Genomic DNA, 19217 nt, shown 5'->3' on the forward strand with positions numbered 1-19217 from the left:
TTGAGAACAGCCATGAACACCTTAAGGGGAATCAGCAGCGCCACTTGGCGGTCGTTGCTCGCCCTCGCCGCGGCGGGGGTGCTGACCCTCGCGCTTCAATCCTGCAGCAGCGTAAGGAATCTGAGCGAAGGGGTGCCCAACCCGATGACTCCCGAACAGTCCAGGGCCCAAGTGGTCAATGCGGCGCGAGAGATCGCCACCACGCTGGGACTCAAAGGCGTGTCGGCGCATTTCAGCCGCGACTCCTGTAACGACCAGGCTGTGGCGCCCTTCCGGGGAATCGTCGGCATCGCCTACGACCACGCGCCCACCCTGGAAGCATCCCGAGCCGAGATCGAGCAGATGGTCGCGACCCTGAAACAACACGGCTGGGGCGGGCCGGGAGACTTCCGCACGCATGGCTCCGCGGTCAGCAAACAAGGGGTTACGGCGGTCTTCGATCCTTACTCGCCGGTGCAGAATTCCGGCGGGTCGATCACCATCTACGGCGAATGCAAAGACATGACCACCAAAGCGAACACGCTGCCCGAACCGATACCCCAGGATCAGTTGGCGTAACGCCCGCCGCGCGGCCTTACCCCGACCGCCGTCAGCGCGGCCTCGTCACGCTCCGGCGCTGCGGTGGGCGCCTCGCCCGCGACGCCGCCGTTTTCGATGGCCTGGCTGCGGCCGAGCGCGGTGGTGGCCGCCCCCATGGCCACCACCGCGAGGACGAGGACGAGCGCGCTAGCGCCGCCCACCGCCAAGTGCTCGCCGAGCACCACCACGCCGAGCAGGACGGCGACCACCGGTTCGCCCACCAGCATGATCGGCACCGACGCCTGCAGCGCGCCGGCGTGAAACGCGGAGTTCTGCACTACCGTGACCGTCACCGCGAGCCCGACCAGCACGTACGGGGCCGGGACGGTCAAGAGCGCATGCCAGCCGCCCATCGCGAAGCGGTGGGTGCAGACCTTGGTCACCACGGCGATCATGCCGAGCAGGACCGCCACGGCGACACCCAGCAGTGACGCTCGCATCCGGCCCGCGGCGCGGTGCGCGGCGACGACGCAGGCGATCACCGCGGGGACCGTGATCGCCAGCGCCAGCGTCCACGCCGGTATCGGGGGGCGGCTGTGCCCTTCCCGGGGCTCGCCCACCAGCAGGAAAACCGCCAGCGCCGCCGTCAGCAGCATCGCCCACCCCCACTGGGGCGCGCTGATGCGCTGGTGGCACAGCGCCGCGCTCAGCGGCAGCGCGAACAGCAGCGACGACACCAACAACGGCTGGACCAACAGCAGCGAGCCGTGGGCCAGCGCCACGGCCTGAAACGCGTAGCCGGCAACCGCGGCAAACGTCCCGGCCCACCACAGCGGCTGGCGAACCAGCGTCGTCGCCATCGCCGCGGACATGGCCTCATCACCGGGAACCCGGTGGGTCGCGCGCTGCCGAACGACGATGCCCACCGCAGCCCAGAACGCCGAAAGCAAAGCCGAGAAGATCGCGACCGCGTGCTCGGTTACCCACCCCATGCCCGGTGGGGTACCCCTGACCTCGGGGGGTTAACTCGCCCTTTGCGTGACGGGCCATCCCGCCTACCCTGAGTGGCCGGCGCGGAATTCGTCCCGGCCGGCCGATCGAAAGGAAACATGCTGCGTACCAAGGTGATCACCGTGGTGGCCGTCGCGGCGGCCATCGCATCAGCCGCATTGACACTGCTGCCCTGGGTCGACGTCAGCCGGCTGGGATTGCCCATTCGGTGGAATGGCCTGGGCGTCTACGTCGGCGAGGACAGGCAGGAATACGGCCATCTGCTCGCCGGCATGGTGGACAGCGTGCCGGGATGGGTCGTGTTGATCGCCTCCCTGGCGGCCGGCGCCGCGGTCCTGGCCGCGGCCCGAGTGCGCGTGCTCGGGCTCGTCGCCTGCGGATGCGCGGTCGTCGCGTTCGTCACCGCCGTCGTGTGCCTGGTCTATCCGGCGGTACTGGCCGGCGACGCCAAGAACGAGATGGGCATTTCCCTGGTGCCGGACCGGCAAGTGCTGAACTCCGGCTCGTTGATCGCCGAAGCCGCGGCCACCGGCGTGCTGGTGATCTGCACCGCGCTCGTCGCCTTCGGAGCGAAAAGGGTTGTCCGCGAGCAGGGCTGAAGGTGCAGCCGCGCTTCATTCGACGGCGCGCCGCGCCGGGGCGGCTCAGCGCCCAGTGCGGAAGGGGCGGGAGTTGATCAGCCTTCCTTGGGCCACCAGCGATCCGTGCTGCTTGAGGCGTTGAGTGCGGATGTTGACCTCGTAACTGAGAATTTCCGCGATCTGTCCGAGTTGCTCACTGAGGTACCGGTACAGATCGTCGATGTCCCGGCAGATCGCAATCGCCACAAGGTTTTTGGTCCCACTGATGGCGCCGGCGAAGGCGATGTGGTGGTGCGCCGCGATGCGCTCGCCCACGGATTGGATGTCGCGGGGCGCTACTGTCAGCCACAGCATCGCGCTGAACTGGTGGCCGAGTCGTTCCGGTAACACGTCGACGTCGAAGAGCAGGGCGCCGCCGGCTTCCAGCGCCCCGAGTCGCCGGCCCACTCTGGCCACCGACCAGCCGGCGCGTGCGGCGAGTTTCGGTTGCGACGTCCGGCCGTCCTCGGCGAGCGCCTCGAAGATCGGGCGGTCCTCGGCAGTGGGTGAGCACCGTTGAGCTCCGGGCATCGGACCGGTTCGCTCCGCCAGGATCACTGCGGCCTGCCGGTCGGTGAGAGTGCGGCCGTAACCGGTCCACGGTGCACTGTGGGGCTGCCCGAACGAATGCAGCAGCAGGTCGATGGTGATGTCGGTGACCGAGGTTGTTCGCGGGAGTAGCTTCAGGAGATCCTCCCGGGTGTCACCCACCGGCGCACGGATGACGCAAACCAGGTCGGTCCATCCCGCCAGCACGTTGGCATGAGACACGTCTGGCCGGCGCACCAAGGCGTCGGCCAGCTGCTGGATGCGTTCGGGTGCGGCGCGCATCCGGCACACCCAACTCCCTTCCCCATCGGTCCACCGGTTCTCCAGCCCGACAACGCGCACCACGCCGTCGCGGCGCAGCCGATGGTAGCGACGCGCGACCGTTTGCTCAGTGGCTTCGACGACGGTGGCGATCCGGCGAAACGACACCCGAGGAGCCAGCTGCAGGGCATGCAGAATCTGGGCGTCTAAGTCGTCGAGCACAACGAAAAGTATGCGTCGATGACGGTCTGGGTGAGGACTTCTGCCTATTTTCGCCGCAACGATCGCAAGTTCACCGCCGTCGCTGCGAGCCTGAAGTCCATGAAGTCGACAGGAAACACCATTTTGGTCACCGGTGGCGGCACCGGAATCGGTCGCGGCCTGGCCGAAACCCTGCACCGAGCCGGCAACCAGGTCGTGATCGCCGGACGCCGTCGCGGCGTGCTGCAGGCCGTCGCCGATGCCAACCCGGGCATCGAATACCGCCACTTGGACCTGGCGGAGCCGGACAGCATCAACCGGTTGGCCGCTGAGCTGACCGGCAGCCACCCCGGTCTGAACATCCTGATCAACAACGCGGGGGTGATGCGCTCCGAGGACCTGCTAACCACCTCGGCGGAAATCGCCGAGCAGACGGTCGCGGTCAACCTGCTGGGCCCGATACGGCTCACGGTGGCACTGCTACCCACGCTGCTCTCCCAGCAGCACGCCGCAATTGCCAACATCACCTCCGCTTTAGCGTTCGTCCCCAGAGCGGACGCGCCGAGCTACTCGGCGACTAAAGCGGGCTTGCACGCCTACACCCAGTCGTTGCGCCACCAATTGCGTCACACCCGGGTCCAGGTCATTGAGATCATCCCGCCGCGGGTCCAGACCGACATGCTTGCCGAACGGGGCGATGGCGCGGCCACGATGTCGGTCAACGCCTTTGTCGCCGAGGCATTTTCGCTGTTGCACGGCCGGCCTGACGCTGCAGAGATCGCGGTCGATGCCGCCAAACACGTGCGATTCGCCGCCCGCGGCGGCAACTACGACGACGTCTTTGCGGCAATCAACTCATAAGGAGTGATATCGCCATGCGCATTGGAATCGGACTGCCCAGCCATATCGCGCACGTGCCCGGGCCGTTGACCGCCGAGTGGGCGCGTCGAGCCGAACGGCGCGGTTTCGCGGCACTGGCCGCCATAGACCGGCTGGTCTACGAAAGCCTCGACTCGCTGGTCGCGATGTCTGTAGCCGCGGGCGCGACCACAAACATCGGCCTGACGACCAACGTGCTGCTGGCTCCGCTGTACCCCGCGGTGCTGCTGGCCAAGCAAGTCGCCACCCTTGCCGCCGCATCCGGTGGGCGGCTCACCCTCGGCCTGGGCATCGGCAGCCGACCCGATGACTACACCGCTGTCGGCGTGGACTATCGCCGGCGCGGGCGCATCCTCGACGAGACCGTGTCGGTGGTGCGCGCAACGTGTGACGCCCACACCGTGACGGGTGATAAGCCGCTGACCCCTGCGCCCGTGCGGATTCCGATCCTGTTCGGCGGGCGAGCGGACGCGACGATCAGCCGCGCGGCCGCGATCGGTGACGGCTGGACCGCAGGAGCGTTGCGTGACTACGCCAACCAGTCTGCGCTGGCCGATCGGGTGCGGGTGGCATGGGCGGAGGCGGGCCGCGCGGGACGCCCGTGGCTTGCGGCCAGCGTCAACTTCGCTTTCGGCGATGCCGACGCCATCGCTATGGGTCGCTCCCACCTGCAGCGCTACTACGGCTTCAAGCCTGACTTCGCCGCCCTCAACGTCGCCGACATGCTCAGCTCGGCGGACGAGGCGATCGAGACCGTGCGCGCCTACCGCGACCTAGGTTTCGACGGAGTCATCTTCCATCCGTGTGTCGCCGAGATCGACCAGGTCGACCGCCTAGCCGATGCGGTTCTCTGATGACGTTCACCGAGAGCCGTTGCGGCCACGTTGTCGGTACGGCCGGGCGACACTGACATCTCATCGCGCAGCATCGACATGATCGCGGCCCACGACACCCTGTCACGACTGGGCACACCGGACAGCCGACGCGGTGATCTGTGGTGCAGATGACTTCCTCGTCTGCCGATTCATCGAGCGGTGCAAGACCTGACCGGAGCCAGTTCAAGCTCCCGCGGCAGACGCTGCAGCGCGAATTCGGTCGGCGACCTTTGCCGCGCCGAAGCAGCGGAATTTGGTCACCCGGTCACCGGTGTGTATGGCGACGATTTTGGTGAGAACACCCGGCAGCAGTTCCACGGATTCGACCGAACCGAGGTCGACGACGATGTCCAGTTGTCCCGACTGGATCGAGCGGTTGAGGGCGTTGGCGTGGAACTGAACATCGGTCTCGGTAACGGTGAGCCGGCCGCCGACCCACAGACCACCGTGGCGGCGGCGGTAACGGTCCAGGACCCGTCTATTGATCGACGTCGTCGTTACCGTGACGTCGACATCGGCGATCAGCGCGTTGGCCACGCGGGAAATGATCACCGTCACCGATTGCCCGCCCATCTAATCGACTGAACCCTCGATGCTTGATTATCCGCAAGCTGTTGCGTCACAAACTGTCTGCCTGCGCCGACTGCCCGACGTCACCAAGCAGAGCCAGGGATCTGTCCGCCTAGGCGGGGTGCAGGCTCACGGGAATGCCGGAGTAGCGCACCATGCCGGTCACCACGTCGATATCGTCCTTGTTGGTCAGGCGGTTGACGTTGGCGCCGTGGTGGCCGTGCGGGATCGACACCGCTCCGCGCCGGATGGGGTCGTCGACCTTCGCGATGCCGGTCAGTTCTCCGCTCGTGCTGCGGACGGTCACCCTCTGGCCGGTTATGACCCCGGCCGCTGCGCCGTCGTCGGGATGGATGAGGATCTCGGGCGCCTCACCGAGAAAGTCCAGCTGCCCGTTGAGCTTTCGGCGCTGCCGGCGCGGCACCATCACCAGGAGTGCGGGCGGTTCCAGCGCGGCGAGCTGGTCGACCAGCAGCGGCGGCGCCAGCCGCCAGCCCCCCATCCGCGCGACATGTTCGTCGACCCAGGCCGCCGGTAACTCGCGCGGAGCCTCGGCCCAACCCGCCGCCGCTACCTCGTCGAAACCCGTTCGCGCGCCTGCCAATAGGACGGCCAGCACGTCGTCGTCGGTGCTGGTGTCGGGGTTCCCGAGATTGCCGAGGTCATAGCCGAGCCGCCGGCCGAGCTCGGCGAACACCCACCACATCGAGCGCCGCTCGCCGACCGGGGCCACGACGGCCGGGCTGTACTGCACCGACACATGCGAACTCAGGATGTCGTGGATGGTGATGTCGGGCCGCTCCAGCGGATCCTTGGTGGGCAGGACGTGGGTGGCCAGTTCGGTGGTCTCGTTGTTGATGATCTCGGTGGTGGCGAACACCTCGAGGTTCTGCAGGGCCGGAATCAGCTTGCCCGTCTCGGGGAACGAGGTGACCAGACTGCCGCCGACGTTGATCAGCGCGCGGATGTTGCCGGCGGCGATTTCGTCGGGCAACACCGCGCACGGCCACTCGTTGATGAAGGCCTGCGCCTCGGGGCGGCTGCGCGGACCGGGACCGAAGACACCCTCGATCGGCGTGACGGGCAGGAACTCGCCGAAAGTCTCCAGCTGGTAAGCGAATCCGGGATGAAACCACGTCCCGCCGGGCCGGTTCATCGCACCGGTGAGGATCATCAGCACCCACGCGAGCCACTGCGTGACGTTGGCGCGTTCGGCCGTCATGGTGACACCGGTGCCGGTTTCCACCGCGACGCACTCGGCGGCGCGCACCGCCTCGCACAGCCGGAGCAGGTCGGCTTCCGCGACATCGGCCAGCGCTGCGGTGTGCTTGAGGGTGAACGGCGCCACCGCGGCGGACAGCGCGTCGATGCCCTGCACCGGTACATCGGATTTCATTCCGTCGCACAGGATTTCGCGTACCAGATAGGCCAGCACCGCGTGGTCGGTGCTGGGCCGCGGCGCCAGATGGGCGGTGGCCAGCCGGGCGGTCTCGGTGCGGCGCGGGTCGATCACCCACACCTGACCGCGCCGGGCGATTTCGCGCACCGTGCCGGTCGGGTTGGGCATCGAGATCGCATGGCCGTGCGACACAACGGGATTGACGCCAACCAGCAAAAGGAAGTCGGCGTTGTCCAGGTCGGTGCGGCCGGACAGCCCCATGAACCCGCCGACCAGATCCGAGACCAGCGGCTTGGCGGTGCCGTCGATGGTCAGCGGGCTGAACTTGGCCGGCGTGCCGATCGCGGCGTGCAGGGCCTCGGCCATCCGGAAGCCGGCGCTTTCCATGGTGGAGAAGTAGAACGCGACCGACGCCGGTCCGTGCCGATCGATGATCTCCTTCAGCCGGGTGCCCAGGTCGTCCAGGCAGGCGTCCCAGGTGGCGTCCTGCAACCGCCCGTCCACCCGCATCCGCGGACGCTCGAGCCGATCGGGGTGGTGGTGCAGCTGCGGCAGCGCGCGGCCCTTCGGGCAGGTGTAGCCGTGCGAGAAGGGATGGTCCTGATCGCCGCGGACGCGGACCACCTCGTCGCCGTCGACGTCGACGAGGATGCCGCAGACCGAGGTGCAGACGCGGCAGAAGCTACGCACCGTTTGCATACCTGGGTAACGTACTCTCGCTTTTCGAGAAGGCCTATCGCATTTTCGAGAATGGTTGTGCGTTTTCGGTCAATGGCGCTCTCCGGGATAACGCCCGCGGTTAGGCGACCCTTAGTTATCATCGCCGGGTGACCGAGACAACCACGCAACCGGTGGCCGACGGATTCGGCGACCGGCCGCCGGTATCGCTGCGAACCCGTGGCCGGTGGCTACGGTGGGGACTGCTCTCGGTGTGGGGGCCCGGCCTGGTGGTGATGCTCGCCGACACCGACGCGGGCTCGCTCATCACCGCGTCGCAGTCCGGGGCCCAGTGGGGCTACCGGATGGTGCTGCCGCAGCTGATCCTGATGCCGGTCCTCTACGTCGTGCAGGAGATGACCGTGCGGCTCGGCATCGTCACCGGACGCGGCCACGGCTCGCTGATCCGGGAGCGGTTCGGCCGCGGCTGGGCGTGGCTGTCGGCCTTCACGCTGTTCGCCTCCGCGATCGGGGCGCTGCTGACCGAGTTCGCCGGCGTCGCCGGGGTCGGGGAACTGTTCGGCGTCTCGCGCTGGGTGAGCATTCCGGTCGCCACCGCCGCCCTGCTGGGGCTGGCGCTGACCGGCAGTTACCGGCGCGTCGAACGCATCGGCCTCGTCGTCGGCGCGGCCGAGCTGGCGTTTCTGGTGGCCATGGTGATGGCCCGGCCCGATCCGAGGGCGCTGGTGGACGGTCTGTCGTCGATGCCGCTGGGCAACTCGTCGTACCTGCTGTTGGTCGCGGCCAACGTCGGCGCGGTCATCATGCCGTGGATGATCTTCTACCAGCAGGGCGCGGTTGTCGATAAGCGCTTGTCGGAGAGCACGATTCGACAGGCTCGCTACGACACCGCGTTCGGCGCGGTGCTGACCCAGCTGATCATGATCGCGGTGGTGATCACGATGGCTTCCACTATTGGGACCATCGGAAAACACGGCGGCGGGGCGGAGCTGGAAACCGTCGGCCAGATCGCCCAATCGCTGACGCCCTATCTGGGCCACGTCGGCGGGACGGTGCTGTTCGGCCTGGGCATGCTGGGCGCGGCGCTGGTGGCCGCCATCGTGGCCTCGCTGGCCGGGGCCTGGGGGCTCGCGGAGGTGTTCGGCTGGAAGCACACGCTCAACGAGCGGCCCAACCGTGCGACCGCCAAGTTCTACGTCACCTACGCGCTCGCCCACATCGTGGGCGCGGTGCTGGTGTTGGCCAGTGTCGACCTGGTCAACCTGGCGGTCGACGTCGAGGTCATGAACGCGCTGCTGCTGCCGATCGTGCTGGGCCTGCTGCTGGCGCTGGAGGCCAGGGCGTTGCCCGAGCAGTGGCGCGTGCGGGGGCTGCACAAATACGTCACCCGCGCACTGTGTTTCGTGACCATCGGCTTCGGTCTGTACATGGTGCCGCAGGCCCTCGGCCTGTTCTAGTGCGCGACCGAACGTCAGAACCAGGGCCCGGGGTAGTGGCCGTCCTGGTCTTGCACCATGACGATTTCCTTGCACTCGCCGTTGGCGCCCGGCGCCGTCTCACCGCGGCACACCAGCGTCCATCCGGAGATCCGCTCGAACGGGCGTAGCGCCCAGTTGGGTGCGACGGGATCGGTTGCGGGCAAGGCGATCACGGAATTCGTCCCGCCGGTGCCGGTGATGTAGAGGTGGTCTTCGAAGAACGCCAGCTTGGAGACCGACAGCTTCTTGGCGTCGTCGCGGCTCTTTTGGAAGTCCCATTGTTGGGTGCGCAGATTCCAGACGCCGAAGCCGAATTGCGAAGTGTCCGAACCATGGCCGTCGACGAACAGTTTCCCGTCGGACAGCGCCGCGCTCAGCCCACCGCCGGAAATCCGGTCCGAATCACCGATCTTGATGATGGACTTGGCGTTGAGGTCGTAGAACATCGTCGACAGCACCGGGGGGTTATACGAATCCCAGTGCGTGAGCTTCACCAGTTTGTTCGGGCCGTCGGTCAATTCGGCGTCGACGGACTGCACGTCGTTGTCCTGAAAGATCGCCTCCCCGCTGGGCCGGCGCAACTCGGCGCCGGATGTCTTGCCGGGTTCGGTGTTGCGCTGGAACGCGAGCACGTCCTGCCAGACCCGGCCGGGCTGCGGATCGGTCCAGATCGTCGACAGGTCACCGCCGGACAGCACGACGGTGCGCGGCGGCGACGCGGCGCCGTGGCCGTCGGTGAAGGCGTTCAGCCACGCCACGCCGGAGGCGGTCGATCCCAGTCCCCAGTCCTTGGGTGCGGTCGGCTTCAGGTCGGCCGACGGCGGCTGCAGCTCCTTGGTGGCGACCTGCTGGCCCGATTTGGAGTCGTAGACGTACGCGGTGGTTTTGGTGGCTGCGGGCGCGGGTGGCTGCGCCGGCCCGGTGGTGGCGACGAGATAGACGACCTTCATGTCGTCGGCCGTGCCGGTCAGCGCGCACATGCCGCCGATGAGGCTCTCCCCGGCCGGCACGGTGGGGATGGCGGGCGCGACGTATTGCCCGGTCTTCGGGTCGAAGATTTTCGGCCGGATATCCTCGAGCCCCGATTTGCCGGCCGAGAATTTCTCCGGGCAGCCGAAATAGGCCGTGCCGCCGTAACTTTTCCAGTCCTTTTCCAGCGGCCCGGTGATCGGTGCGGGCGGGGCCGCCGCGCTGGTGCTGGTCTTGGAGACGGATGTGGAGGTGGTGGCGGTGAGCGGGGGCGGCGCCGCGGTTTCCGAACAGGAGGCCAACGCCAGGCAGGCCGCCGACGCGACCGCGGCGCGCCGGTAGCGCGACCGGCGCCGCCACCGGGCACGCGCCCAGGCTGCACGCATCGAAAACCCCCATTACGTTCGTGTAACCAAGCAGCGTAAAGCCGCCCCGATGCGGCCGCGACTCGGGCGTATGGCGCGCTTTGTCACAACCTGCGCCCGGCGGAAGGGGCCGATGGTTACCGGTCGAACTCGATGGGCAGGCTCTTGGGACCGCTCAGGCTCACCATCGGCTTCCACGGTGCCGGTCCGGCGATGCGCGGGTGGCGCAGCCCGTTCGCCAGGACGTTCAGCGCTTCGGCGATCTCGCGCCTGGCCAGGTTCGCGCCCAGGCAGTAGTGCACCCCGCCGCCGAACGTCAGGATGGGCGGCGGCGCCGCGCGGGTGATGTCGACCCGGTCGGGGTCGTCGTACACCACCGGATCACGGTTGGCGGCAAAGGTATTCACCAGTACGGCGGTGCCGGCGGGAAACGAGTAGCCGTCGAGCTCGGCGTCCTCGACCACCAGCCGCAGCGTGCCGCAGGCGATCGGCGAGTGCCGCATGGTCTCCTCGACGGCACGCATCGCCAGCTCGGGACGCTGCTGCAGCAGCTCCCACTGGTCAGGATGTTCACACAGGACCTGCACCGAGGCAGCCACCTGGTTGCGGGTGGTGTCCGTCCCCGCCAGCAGCAGTCCGCCCGCCAACATGCGCAGCTCGGCGGCGTCGAGGCGGTCGCCCTCGTCCTCGGCGCGGATCAGGTCGGAGAGCAGGTCATCGGTCAAGCTGTGCCGCCGCCGGGCGACCATCTCGTCGACGTAGTCGTCGAGCTGGCGCCACGCGCGCACCACGACCGGCTCGACCGCGCGCAGGTCGACGGTGAAGCTGAAGGCCTTGAACACGTCGTCGGCCCACAACGAAAACTGTTCCCAGTCCTCGCGGGGCGCGCCGAGCAGCGCGCAGATGATCGGAACGGGGTACGGGCGGGCGATATCGGTGACGACGTCGCAGCGGCCCGCGGTCGCCACCCGGGCGACCAGCTCGTTGAGCACCCCCACCATGGTGTCGTGCAGGCGCGCGACCGTGCGCGGGGTGAAGGCCTTGGAGCACAGGCTGCGCAGCCGATGGTGCGCGTCACCCTCGAGGCACAGCAGGCTGTTGGCCACCTTGTCCCACAGCGGCCCCGAGTCGATGCCCTGGGCGAGCAGGTTGATGCCGGGCGGGATCTGGAATCGGGGATCGCGAAGCACGGAACGGACCAGGTGATAGGAGAGCACCTCGGGCCCGTGCGGTCCCAGCGCGACGGGGGCCCGCCGCTGCGCCTCGCGCAGTCGCGGGTAGACCTGGGCGGGCGTTTCCTCGGGGTCGTAGGACAGCGTCGGCAGGTCGGCCTCGAAAACGCTTGGGGGAGCGGCACCGACGGTCATGACGGTCTCCTTGGTTCCGCACAACGTGCGGACGACTTTCGAATAATGTATGGCCGGCGCCCAGGGGTGTCAACGATATCGGCGCACTGATGGACGAAGCGCCATACATCCAACGGGAAATGCATGGCGGCATCGCGCGGGTCGCGATCCTCAATCCTGCGCGCGCAGCCGCACCATCCGCGTCGTCGAGGTCTCGTCCAGCTCGACGACGTCGGACCGCGACCGCAGGAAATCGCTGAACGAGCGGAATCCCAGGGATCTTTCGCTGAACGACGGGTCCATCCGCTTCATCTGGGCCTTCACCGCGGAGTTGTGCAGCCACTCGACGTCGTCTTTCTCCAGGCCGATCCGCAGCGCGCGGGTGAGCAGCGCGGTCGCGGCGGCCTGCGGGTCGGGCTGCTCCTCGGGCTCGTCGGCTTCCTCGGGCTGGGCCGACTTGCCGCGGCCGGCCGCTTTCTTCGGCTTGGCCGATCCCGCGTCGGCGGGCACCGGAACGCCGGGCAGCGCGTCGTAGATGACGAACTCGTCGCAGGCCGCCGCCAGCGCCCGGCTCGACGCGCCGGCCACCCCGATGCCCACCACGTACCGGCCCAGCCTCTTGCAGCGCTGGGCCAACGGAATGTAGTCGGAGTCACCGGCCACGATCACCACGTGGGTCAGGTCGGGCAGCCGGAACATGTCCTCGACTGCGTCGACCGCCAACCGGATGTCGGCGCCGTTCTTGCCGTACGCCGCCGCCGGGAACAGCTGCACCAGGTCGACCGCGCGGCCCACCAACTGTCCGCGGTACCCGGCGTTGATATCCGCCGACCAGTCCGCGTAGGCCCGGGTGAGCACCAGGGTCCCGAAGGACGACGCGAAGTCGAGGATCGCGCCGACGTCCACGGTCGCCCGGTCCAGCCGCTCAGATTGCTGCTCGAGGCCCTTGGCCTTGTCCCGCTGAAACGAGTTCCGACCGTGAATCTGGTCATATCGGGAGATCACGATGTTGTCGAAGTCGAGGTAGACGGCCACGCGGGTCGCAACCGGTTCGGTCATGCACTAGATCATCGCTGTAGGCAGCCCAAAGCGGGTACCCAGGGCGGATGAGTGAGGTGAAGGTTCTCGACCTGCACGGCGATCGCATCGCGTACCGCGACGAGGGTGACGGCGAGGTGTTGCTGCTCATCCACGGCATGGCGGGCAGCGCGGAGACTTGGCGGTCGGTGATACCGCCGTTGTCGAAGAAGTTCCGGGTCATCGCCCCGGACCTGCTCGGCCACGGCGAGTCGGCGAAGCCCCGCACGGACTATTCGCTGGGCGCATTCGCGGTCTGGCTGCGGGATTTCCTGGACGAGCTCGGCGTCAGCCAGGCGACCCTCGTCGGTCACTCCCTCGGTGGCGGGGTGGCGATGCAGTTCGTCTATCAGCACCCCGACTACGCCAAGGGGTTGATCCTGATCAGCAGCGGCGGCCTGGGCCCGGACGTGGGATGGGTGCTGCGGCTGCTCTCTGCACCCGGGGCGGAGCTGGTCTTGCCGATCATCGCGCCGCCACCCGTCCTGTCCGTCGGCAACAAGCTGCGGTCCTGGCTGCGCAGCGCCGGCATCCAGTCGCCGCGCGGTGCCGAGCTGTGGAGCGCCTACTCGTCGCTGTCGGATGGCGAGACGCGACAATCGTTCCTCAAGACGCTGCGATCGGTCGTCGACTACCGCGGACAGGCCGTCAGCGCGCTCAACCGGCTGCGGCTGCGCGAGGAGTTACCGGTCATGGCCATCTGGGGGGAGCGCGACGGCATCATTCCCGTCGCGCATGCCTACGCCGCGCACGAAGCGCGCACCGACGCGCGGCTCGAGGTGCTGCCCGACGTGGGCCACTTCGCGCAGGTGGAGGTGCCCAATCGGGTGGTCGAGCTGATCGAGGACTTCATCGCCGCGGGGGAGCGCCGGGAAACCGAGCGAGAGCAGCCTTTCCAGCCCAGCTAGCGCCCCGCCGGGCAGGTCCCGCGGTAGTCGACCTGCCAGTGCTTGATCCCGTTGATGAAGGACGACCGCAACCGTTCGGGATCGCCGGCCGGCCTCAGATCGGGCATCTGGTCGGCGATCGCGTTGAACATCAGATCGATCGTCATGCGCGCCAGGTTGGCGCCGATGCAGTAATGCGCTCCGGTGCCGCCGAACCCGACGTGCGGGTTGGGGCTGCGCATGATGTCGAAGGTGAACGGCTCGTCGAAGACCTCGTCGTCGAAGTTCGCCGACCGGTAGAACAGCACCACCCGCTGGCCCTGCTTGATGGCCACGCCGCCGAGTTCGGTGTCCGTCATCGCGGTGCGCTGGAACGCTGTGATCGGGGTAGCCCAGCGGATGATCTCGTCGGCCGCGGTCTGCGGCCGCTGTGCCTTGAACAACTCCCACTGGTCCGGGTGGTCGGTGAAGGCCATCATCCCCTGGGTGATCGAGTTGCGGGTCGTCTCGTTGCCGGCCACGGCCAGGGTGACCACGAACATGCCGAACTCGGCCTCGGAGAGTCGCTGCTCCTCGGAATCGGCCTCGATCAGCGTGGTGACGATGTCGCGATCCTTCGGGCCGGGTTCCTCGGCCTTGCGCGCCGCCAATTGCATGGCGTACCACATCAATTCACCCGCCGACGTCAGCGCGTCATTGCCGGCGAACTCCGGGTCGTCGCTGCCGATCATGTTGTTGGTCCAGTCGAACAGCTTGTCGTAGTCCTCCGTCGGCACACCGAGCAGTCCCGAAATGGCCTGCAGCGGCAGCTCGCACGCCACCTGCCGGACGAAATCGCCCGAGCCGTGCGCGGCGGCGTCGGCGGTGATGCGTCGCGCGCGTTCGGTGAGTTCGGCGCGCAGCCGCTCGACCGCCCGAGGCGTGAAGCCCCGCGAGACGATCTTGCGCAACCGGCTGTGCTCGGGGTCGTCCATCATGATCATCGACGCCCGCCCCGCCTCGATCTGCCCCTGCGCCAAGTCTTCCCGGTAGCGCGGCACGATCGACTTGGTGGCCGACGAGAAGACATCGCTGCGCAGCGACACCTCGCGCACGTCGCGGTGCTTGGTCACCACCCAGTAACCGCCGTCGCCGAAGCCCCCTTGATCCAGCGGCTGCTCGTTCCACCAGATGGGTTGCGTGGCACGCAGTTCGGCGAACTCCTGCACCGGAAGCCGACGGGCGTAGATGTCGGGGTCGGTGAAATCGAAGCCCGGCGGAAGGTTCGGTGTCGCCATCGGATTTCTCCTCGACTGCTGCCCTGGCGGTGGCGGTTAGCACGATGCTAGCCGCGTGCGTGCGGATCGCCTAGCAAATCTGCGAGGCACCGGATCAGCGCGATGCGGGACTGGTGGTCTTGACGCTCTCGCGCCCACCGAGATTGGTGGCCGCGGTGATGATGGCGCGCTCGATCTGGCGCAGGGCGTGCACGGCGGTGAGGAACCGCCGGGTGTCGGGGCTCATGGCATCGCGGCCGTCGCCGTCCTGTTGCCGGGCCACCGTCTCGGCGGCGTCGAGTTCGTCGGCCGCCGAGATCAGCGTCGGTGCGTGGCCCCCTTCGATGGCTTCCTGCAACGCTTCGATGTTGCGCCGCGTCTGGTCCGCGGCCGCCGAAAACGCTTGCGCCAGTTCCGAGGCCAGCGAGGGTGACCCGACCGGATCGCGATACTGCTCGGCGCTGCGCGCCAGGCTTCGACCGTACCGGTCGCAGGCGGTGAAGATGCGCAGCGCGCGGCGGATGCTGCGCCGGCCGGCCAGCCCGGCGACCCCGGCCAGCAACGGCTTGGCGGTGACCCGGAACTGCTGTAGATCGCGACCGACCTGACGCGCCTGCTCCGAGGGGCTGGCGCTGTCCGCCTCGCCGAACATCGTCGCGGCCGACACCTCGATCAGGGCGGACAGGCTCGTCAAGAAGGCCCGGGTGTCGATGCGGATCGCGGTTCTGGTGTTGGTCGGCAGCACCAGGACCGCCACCGTCGCCCCGATGACGGCACCGATCGCCGTCTCTTCGATGCGCAGCATCAGCACGCCGAACGAGAACTGGCCGAGCAGGCCGTACAGCAGCGCCAGCATCGTGGTGATCCAGAACGTCATCAAGCTGTAGGTGACCGTCATGAAATAGAAGGCGCAGAACAGGCACACGAAGATGCCGGCCAGCGCGGCGGTCTTGTGGCCGGTCAGCAACGTGGCCACCAGCACGCCGCAGGGCACGCCGAGCAGCGTGCCGAGCAGCCGTTGCCAGCCCTTGGTCAAGGTTTCGCCCCAGGAGTTGGTGCCGGCGAAGATGACGAACGCGGCGATCACCGCCCAATACCAGCGCGCGGGCGACACCAGCTCGCCGACGACGATGGCCAACGATGCGGCGACCGACACCTGGATGGCCTGCCGGGTGGTCGGCGGCAGCCAGGTGGACGGCTCTTCCTCGGTGGCCTCGTCGGGTTCGTCACCCTCGGGCGCCGCCGGGGAGGTGGCGGCGTCGTCGAGGGGGCGGCCGGTGGTGGCCCGGTCGACGATCGCCCGCACATCGGAAGTCGCTGTGGCGGCGTTGATTATCGCCAGGGCCAGGCGCCGCACGGCAGTGGCGCCCGAGTCATCGCCGGCTGGGTCCGAGGCGGGGCCGCGCTGCTCGTCCAGCAGTCGCTGCGCGCGGTCGGCGGCCCGGCGCAGCCCGTCGGGTTCGGGGAGCCGGATCGCTCGCGCCAGCTCGGTCAGCGCAGCGACGAGCGCGGCCCGGGTGGGTGCGGGGATGGCGTCCGGGGCCTCGCAGGCAAGGACGGCGGCCCGTCGACCGGCGGTGGCCACCCATTCGATGGCCAGCTCGGCATCCAGCAGCCAGGGGGCCAGTTGCTCTGCGGTGACGCCGGGCCACAGGGTGGCGGGGTCGGCCTTGTCTTCGATCTGGCTCTGCACCAACAGGGCGGTCTCGTTGAGCCGGATGGTGCGGGCCCGCATGCGGCGGCGCCGCCGCTCATCGAGGCGGCCGGTTCGCACCGCTTCGGCGGTGGTGTCGATGACGATCGCCATCCGGGCGCGCAGGGCCCGAACGGTGTCGCGCAACACCCGCTCCGGTCGATCGGGCATCACGTAGGTGCTCATCACGAACGTGCACACGGTGCCCACCGCGACCGCCCCGATCATCCAGGGCAGCTCGGCGAGGCGGGCGTGCAGATACAGCGTGAAGAAGTAGGACATGAACGCGACCATGCCCAGCGCCCTGCCCCGCGCCCCGAAGCGGCGGATGTACGCCGCGGTGAAGACCACGACCACGAACACGACGTCACTGGCCACCAGGTGCGGGGCCAGCACCGCGGCGGCGGTGATGGACACCGCGGCCGGCAACGGCAACAGCGCCATGGTGATTCGCTGCTGGCGCGGGTCGGGTTCGTTGACGGAGCGTGACGCGACCATGGTGATGACGACGCCCAGCAGGGCGACGGTCAGCGGTTGTCCCGTCGCCTTGGTCAGGATGAAGAGCGCCAGCAGGGAGAGGCCGAGCGCGGCCGTCGTCCGGGTCGCCATGCGCAACCGAAGCAAGCCAGGATCGGAGCCGATCACCCAATTGCGGGCGCGTTCGTAAAGAACAGTTATTCCGATGACCCCTCTCGTGCGCTTACCCCCCATGGTTACCCGAACCGCGCCGCGGCGACCAAAGTAGTCTTCGACATCGTGACCGAGCCGACGCGCGCGCAGCTGGCTGACGGTCGTGAGCTGCTGTTCTTCGCGCTGCCGGGGCATCACCCGGCGCCGGTCGAAGATCGCCGGCCGCTGCCGGCGCGTGCCGCTGAGCCCTCCGCGCAGTCGCAGCTGCGGTTCGACCGATCCACCGGGCAGTGGGTGATCATCGCGGCGCTGCGCCAGGACCGCACCTACAAGCCGCCACCCGAGGCGTGCCCGCTGTGCCCGGGCCCGACCGGGCTGACCAGTGAGGTGCCCGCGCCCGATTACGACGTCGTCGTCTTCGAGAACCGCTTCCCCAGCCTGTCCGGCGCGCTGCCGTCGTCGCCGGTATCGCCGCCCGTGCCCGCCGACGACGGCTTTGCGACCGCGCCCGGGCACGGCCGCTGCGAAGTGATCTGCTTTTCGGCCGACCACACCGGATCCGTCGCCCAGCTCGAGCCGGCGCACGCACGGCTGGTCGTCGAGGCGTGGCGGCACCGCACCGCCGACCTGATGGCCAGGCCGGGCATCGAGCAGGTGTTCTGCTTCGAGAACCGCGGCGAGGAAATCGGGGTGACGTTGACCCACCCGCACGGTCAGATCTACGGCTACCCCTATCTGACGCCGCGCACCGCCGCCATGCTGGAGCAGGCCCGTCTGCATCGAGAACGCCACGGCGGCAACCTGTTCGCCGACCTGCTGGCCCGCGAGGTCGAGGCCGGCAGCCGCGTCATCGCGCGCAACGAGTTGTTCACCGCGTTCGTGCCGTTCGCGGCGCGCTGGCCGGTGGAGGTGCACATCTACCCGAACCGGTTCGTGCGCAACCTGACCGAACTCGGCGAGGACGAATCCTGCGCATTCGTCGACGTGTACCTCGACGTGCTCAGGCGCTTCGACCGGCTGTATTCCGCGCCGCTGCCCTACATTTCGGCGCTGCATCAGTACGCCGACACCGCCGCCCAGGCCGAGGGTTACTTCCACGTCGAATTGATGTCCATCCGGCGCAGCGCCACCAAGCTCAAGTACCTGGCGGCCTCCGAATCGGCGATGGATGCCTTCATCGGTGACGTCACGCCGGAAAGCGTGGCCCAGCTGTTGCGGGGCCTCGCGCAATGACCACGCCGATCCGCTACGCCGCCCCGGGGCGGATCAACCTGATCGGCGAACACACCGACTACAACCTGGGTTTCGCGCTGCCCATCGCGCTACCGCCACGCACCGTGGCGACGTTCACGCCCACCGACGACGACGCGATCACCGTCGTCAGCGACCGCGCCGATGCCCCGGTGCGCGTTCGGATCGGCACCGTTCCCGGCGAGGTGGCCGGCTGGGCGGCCTACGTGGCCGGGGTGATCTGGGCGCTGCGCCAGGGCGGCCACCCGGTGCCGGGCGGCGCCATGTCGATCACCAGCGACCTGCACATGGGCTCGGGTCTGTCGTCGTCGGCGGCGCTGGAATGCGCGGCGCTGGGCGCGATCACCACGGCCGCGGGTGTCCGCATCGACCCCAAGGAACAGGCCCGGCTGGCCCAGCGCGCCGAAAACGAATACGTCGGGGCGCCAACGGGTTTGCTCGATCAGCTGGCCGCGCTCTGCGGCCGCGACGCGACGGCGGTGCTGATCGACTTCGCCGACCTCACCGTCACGCCGGTGGTTTTCGACCCGGCCGCCGCGGGTGTCACGCTGTTGCTGATCGACTCGCGGCAGCGCCACAGCCACGCCGGCGGCGACTACGCGGCGCGGCGCGCGTCGTGCGAGCGGGCGGCGGCCGAACTGTCGGCGTCCTCGCTGCGTGAGGCCGCCGATCGTGGGCCCGTCGACCTGACGGCCGTGCGCGA

General features: G+C 68.5%; 17 protein-coding genes. 8 read left to right on the forward strand and 9 right to left on the reverse strand.

The annotated features are described in order from the left end of the window. On the forward strand, positions 1 to 558 hold a 558-nt coding region (locus tag A9W96_RS00455), incomplete at its 5' end, for a hypothetical protein (protein ID WP_231999553.1). Here the strand turns inward: A9W96_RS00455 and A9W96_RS00460 are convergent. Beyond that, positions 546 to 1511: a DMT family transporter gene (locus A9W96_RS00460; protein ID WP_067137292.1), complete on the reverse strand. Its 966-nt coding sequence runs from the start codon at positions 1509 to 1511 to the stop codon at positions 546 to 548. The two genes, A9W96_RS00455 and A9W96_RS00460, sit on opposite strands and share 13 nt — an antisense overlap. Before the next feature lie 117 nt (positions 1512 to 1628). Here A9W96_RS00460 and A9W96_RS00465 point away from each other — a divergent pair, with 117 nt between their 5' ends. After that, complete coding sequence (locus A9W96_RS00465; RefSeq protein WP_231999554.1) at positions 1629 to 2129, forward strand: hypothetical protein; 501 nt, start codon at positions 1629 to 1631, stop codon at positions 2127 to 2129. Positions 2130 to 2174: 45 nt separating this feature from the next. Here the strand turns inward: A9W96_RS00465 and A9W96_RS00470 are convergent, their stop codons facing one another. Beyond that, positions 2175 to 3182: an Lrp/AsnC family transcriptional regulator gene (locus tag A9W96_RS00470; protein ID WP_067137294.1), complete on the reverse strand. Its 1008-nt coding sequence runs from the start codon at positions 3180 to 3182 to the stop codon at positions 2175 to 2177. A 99-nt stretch (positions 3183 to 3281) separates the two neighbouring features. On the opposite strand from A9W96_RS00470, the gene A9W96_RS00475 reads away from it, so the two are divergent. Continuing rightward, positions 3282 to 4022: an SDR family oxidoreductase gene (locus tag A9W96_RS00475; RefSeq protein WP_067137316.1), complete on the forward strand. Its 741-nt coding sequence runs from the start codon at positions 3282 to 3284 to the stop codon at positions 4020 to 4022. 14 nt (positions 4023 to 4036) lie between these two features. Beyond that, positions 4037 to 4894, forward strand: a complete 858-nt coding sequence (locus A9W96_RS00480) for an LLM class flavin-dependent oxidoreductase (protein WP_067137296.1) — start codon at positions 4037 to 4039, stop codon at positions 4892 to 4894. 204 nt (positions 4895 to 5098) lie between these two features. Here the strand turns inward: A9W96_RS00480 and A9W96_RS00485 are convergent, their stop codons facing one another. Beyond that, complete coding sequence (locus A9W96_RS00485) at positions 5099 to 5488, reverse strand: hypothetical protein (RefSeq protein WP_067137298.1); 390 nt, start codon at positions 5486 to 5488, stop codon at positions 5099 to 5101. A 109-nt stretch (positions 5489 to 5597) separates the two neighbouring features. Beyond that, positions 5598 to 7583 (reverse strand): molybdopterin-dependent oxidoreductase, encoded by a 1986-nt coding sequence (locus A9W96_RS00490; RefSeq protein ID WP_067137301.1) that lies wholly within the window; start codon positions 7581 to 7583, stop codon positions 5598 to 5600. 128 nt (positions 7584 to 7711) lie between these two features. Here A9W96_RS00490 and A9W96_RS00495 point away from each other — a divergent pair, with 128 nt between their 5' ends. Then, the gene (locus tag A9W96_RS00495; protein ID WP_067137303.1) at positions 7712 to 9019 is read left to right on the forward strand and encodes an NRAMP family divalent metal transporter; all 1308 of its coding nucleotides are present in this window, start codon (positions 7712 to 7714) and stop codon (positions 9017 to 9019) included. Positions 9020 to 9033: 14 nt separating this feature from the next. Here A9W96_RS00495 and A9W96_RS00500 read toward each other — a convergent pair whose 3' ends face one another. The 3 genes from A9W96_RS00500 to A9W96_RS00510 form a co-directional block, all read right to left on the reverse strand. Next, positions 9034 to 10395, reverse strand: coding sequence for a hypothetical protein (locus A9W96_RS00500; RefSeq protein ID WP_067137305.1), 1362 nt, complete (start codon positions 10393 to 10395; stop codon positions 9034 to 9036). 116 nt (positions 10396 to 10511) lie between these two features. Then, entirely contained in the window at positions 10512 to 11741 is a 1230-nt protein-coding gene (locus A9W96_RS00505) for a cytochrome P450 (RefSeq protein ID WP_067137318.1), read from the reverse strand. A 150-nt stretch (positions 11742 to 11891) separates the two neighbouring features. Next, a complete protein-coding gene (locus A9W96_RS00510; RefSeq protein ID WP_067137307.1) occupies positions 11892 to 12779 on the reverse strand; it encodes an NYN domain-containing protein in 888 nt (295 codons plus the stop codon). A 47-nt stretch (positions 12780 to 12826) separates the two neighbouring features. Here A9W96_RS00510 and A9W96_RS00515 point away from each other — a divergent pair, with 47 nt between their 5' ends. Further along, the gene (locus tag A9W96_RS00515) at positions 12827 to 13705 is read left to right on the forward strand and encodes an alpha/beta fold hydrolase (protein WP_066866379.1); all 879 of its coding nucleotides are present in this window, start codon (positions 12827 to 12829) and stop codon (positions 13703 to 13705) included. On the opposite strand, the gene A9W96_RS00520 is transcribed toward A9W96_RS00515, so the two are convergent. Next, on the reverse strand, positions 13702 to 14961 hold the full coding sequence (locus tag A9W96_RS00520) for a cytochrome P450 (protein WP_066866377.1): 1260 nt from the start codon (positions 14959 to 14961) through the stop codon (positions 13702 to 13704). The two genes, A9W96_RS00515 and A9W96_RS00520, sit on opposite strands and share 4 nt — an antisense overlap. Before the next feature lie 94 nt (positions 14962 to 15055). After that, positions 15056 to 17278 carry an FUSC family protein gene (locus A9W96_RS00525; RefSeq protein ID WP_067137320.1) on the reverse strand — a complete coding sequence of 741 codons (2223 nt, stop codon included), beginning with the start codon at positions 17276 to 17278 and terminating at the stop codon, positions 15056 to 15058. A gap of 111 nt (positions 17279 to 17389) precedes the next feature. Here A9W96_RS00525 and galT point away from each other — a divergent pair, with 111 nt between their 5' ends. Then, positions 17390 to 18496: a galactose-1-phosphate uridylyltransferase gene (gene galT, locus A9W96_RS00530; RefSeq protein WP_067137309.1), complete on the forward strand. Its 1107-nt coding sequence runs from the start codon at positions 17390 to 17392 to the stop codon at positions 18494 to 18496. Next, the coding region (locus A9W96_RS00535; RefSeq protein ID WP_067137312.1) for a galactokinase family protein at positions 18493 to 19217 on the forward strand (725 nt) is incomplete at its 3' end. The genes galT and A9W96_RS00535, both read left to right, overlap by 4 nt.

The sequence above is a fragment of the Mycobacterium sp. 1245852.3 genome (assembly GCF_001669335.1).
Classification (GTDB): Bacteria; Actinomycetota; Actinomycetes; order Mycobacteriales; family Mycobacteriaceae; genus Mycobacterium; species Mycobacterium europaeum_A.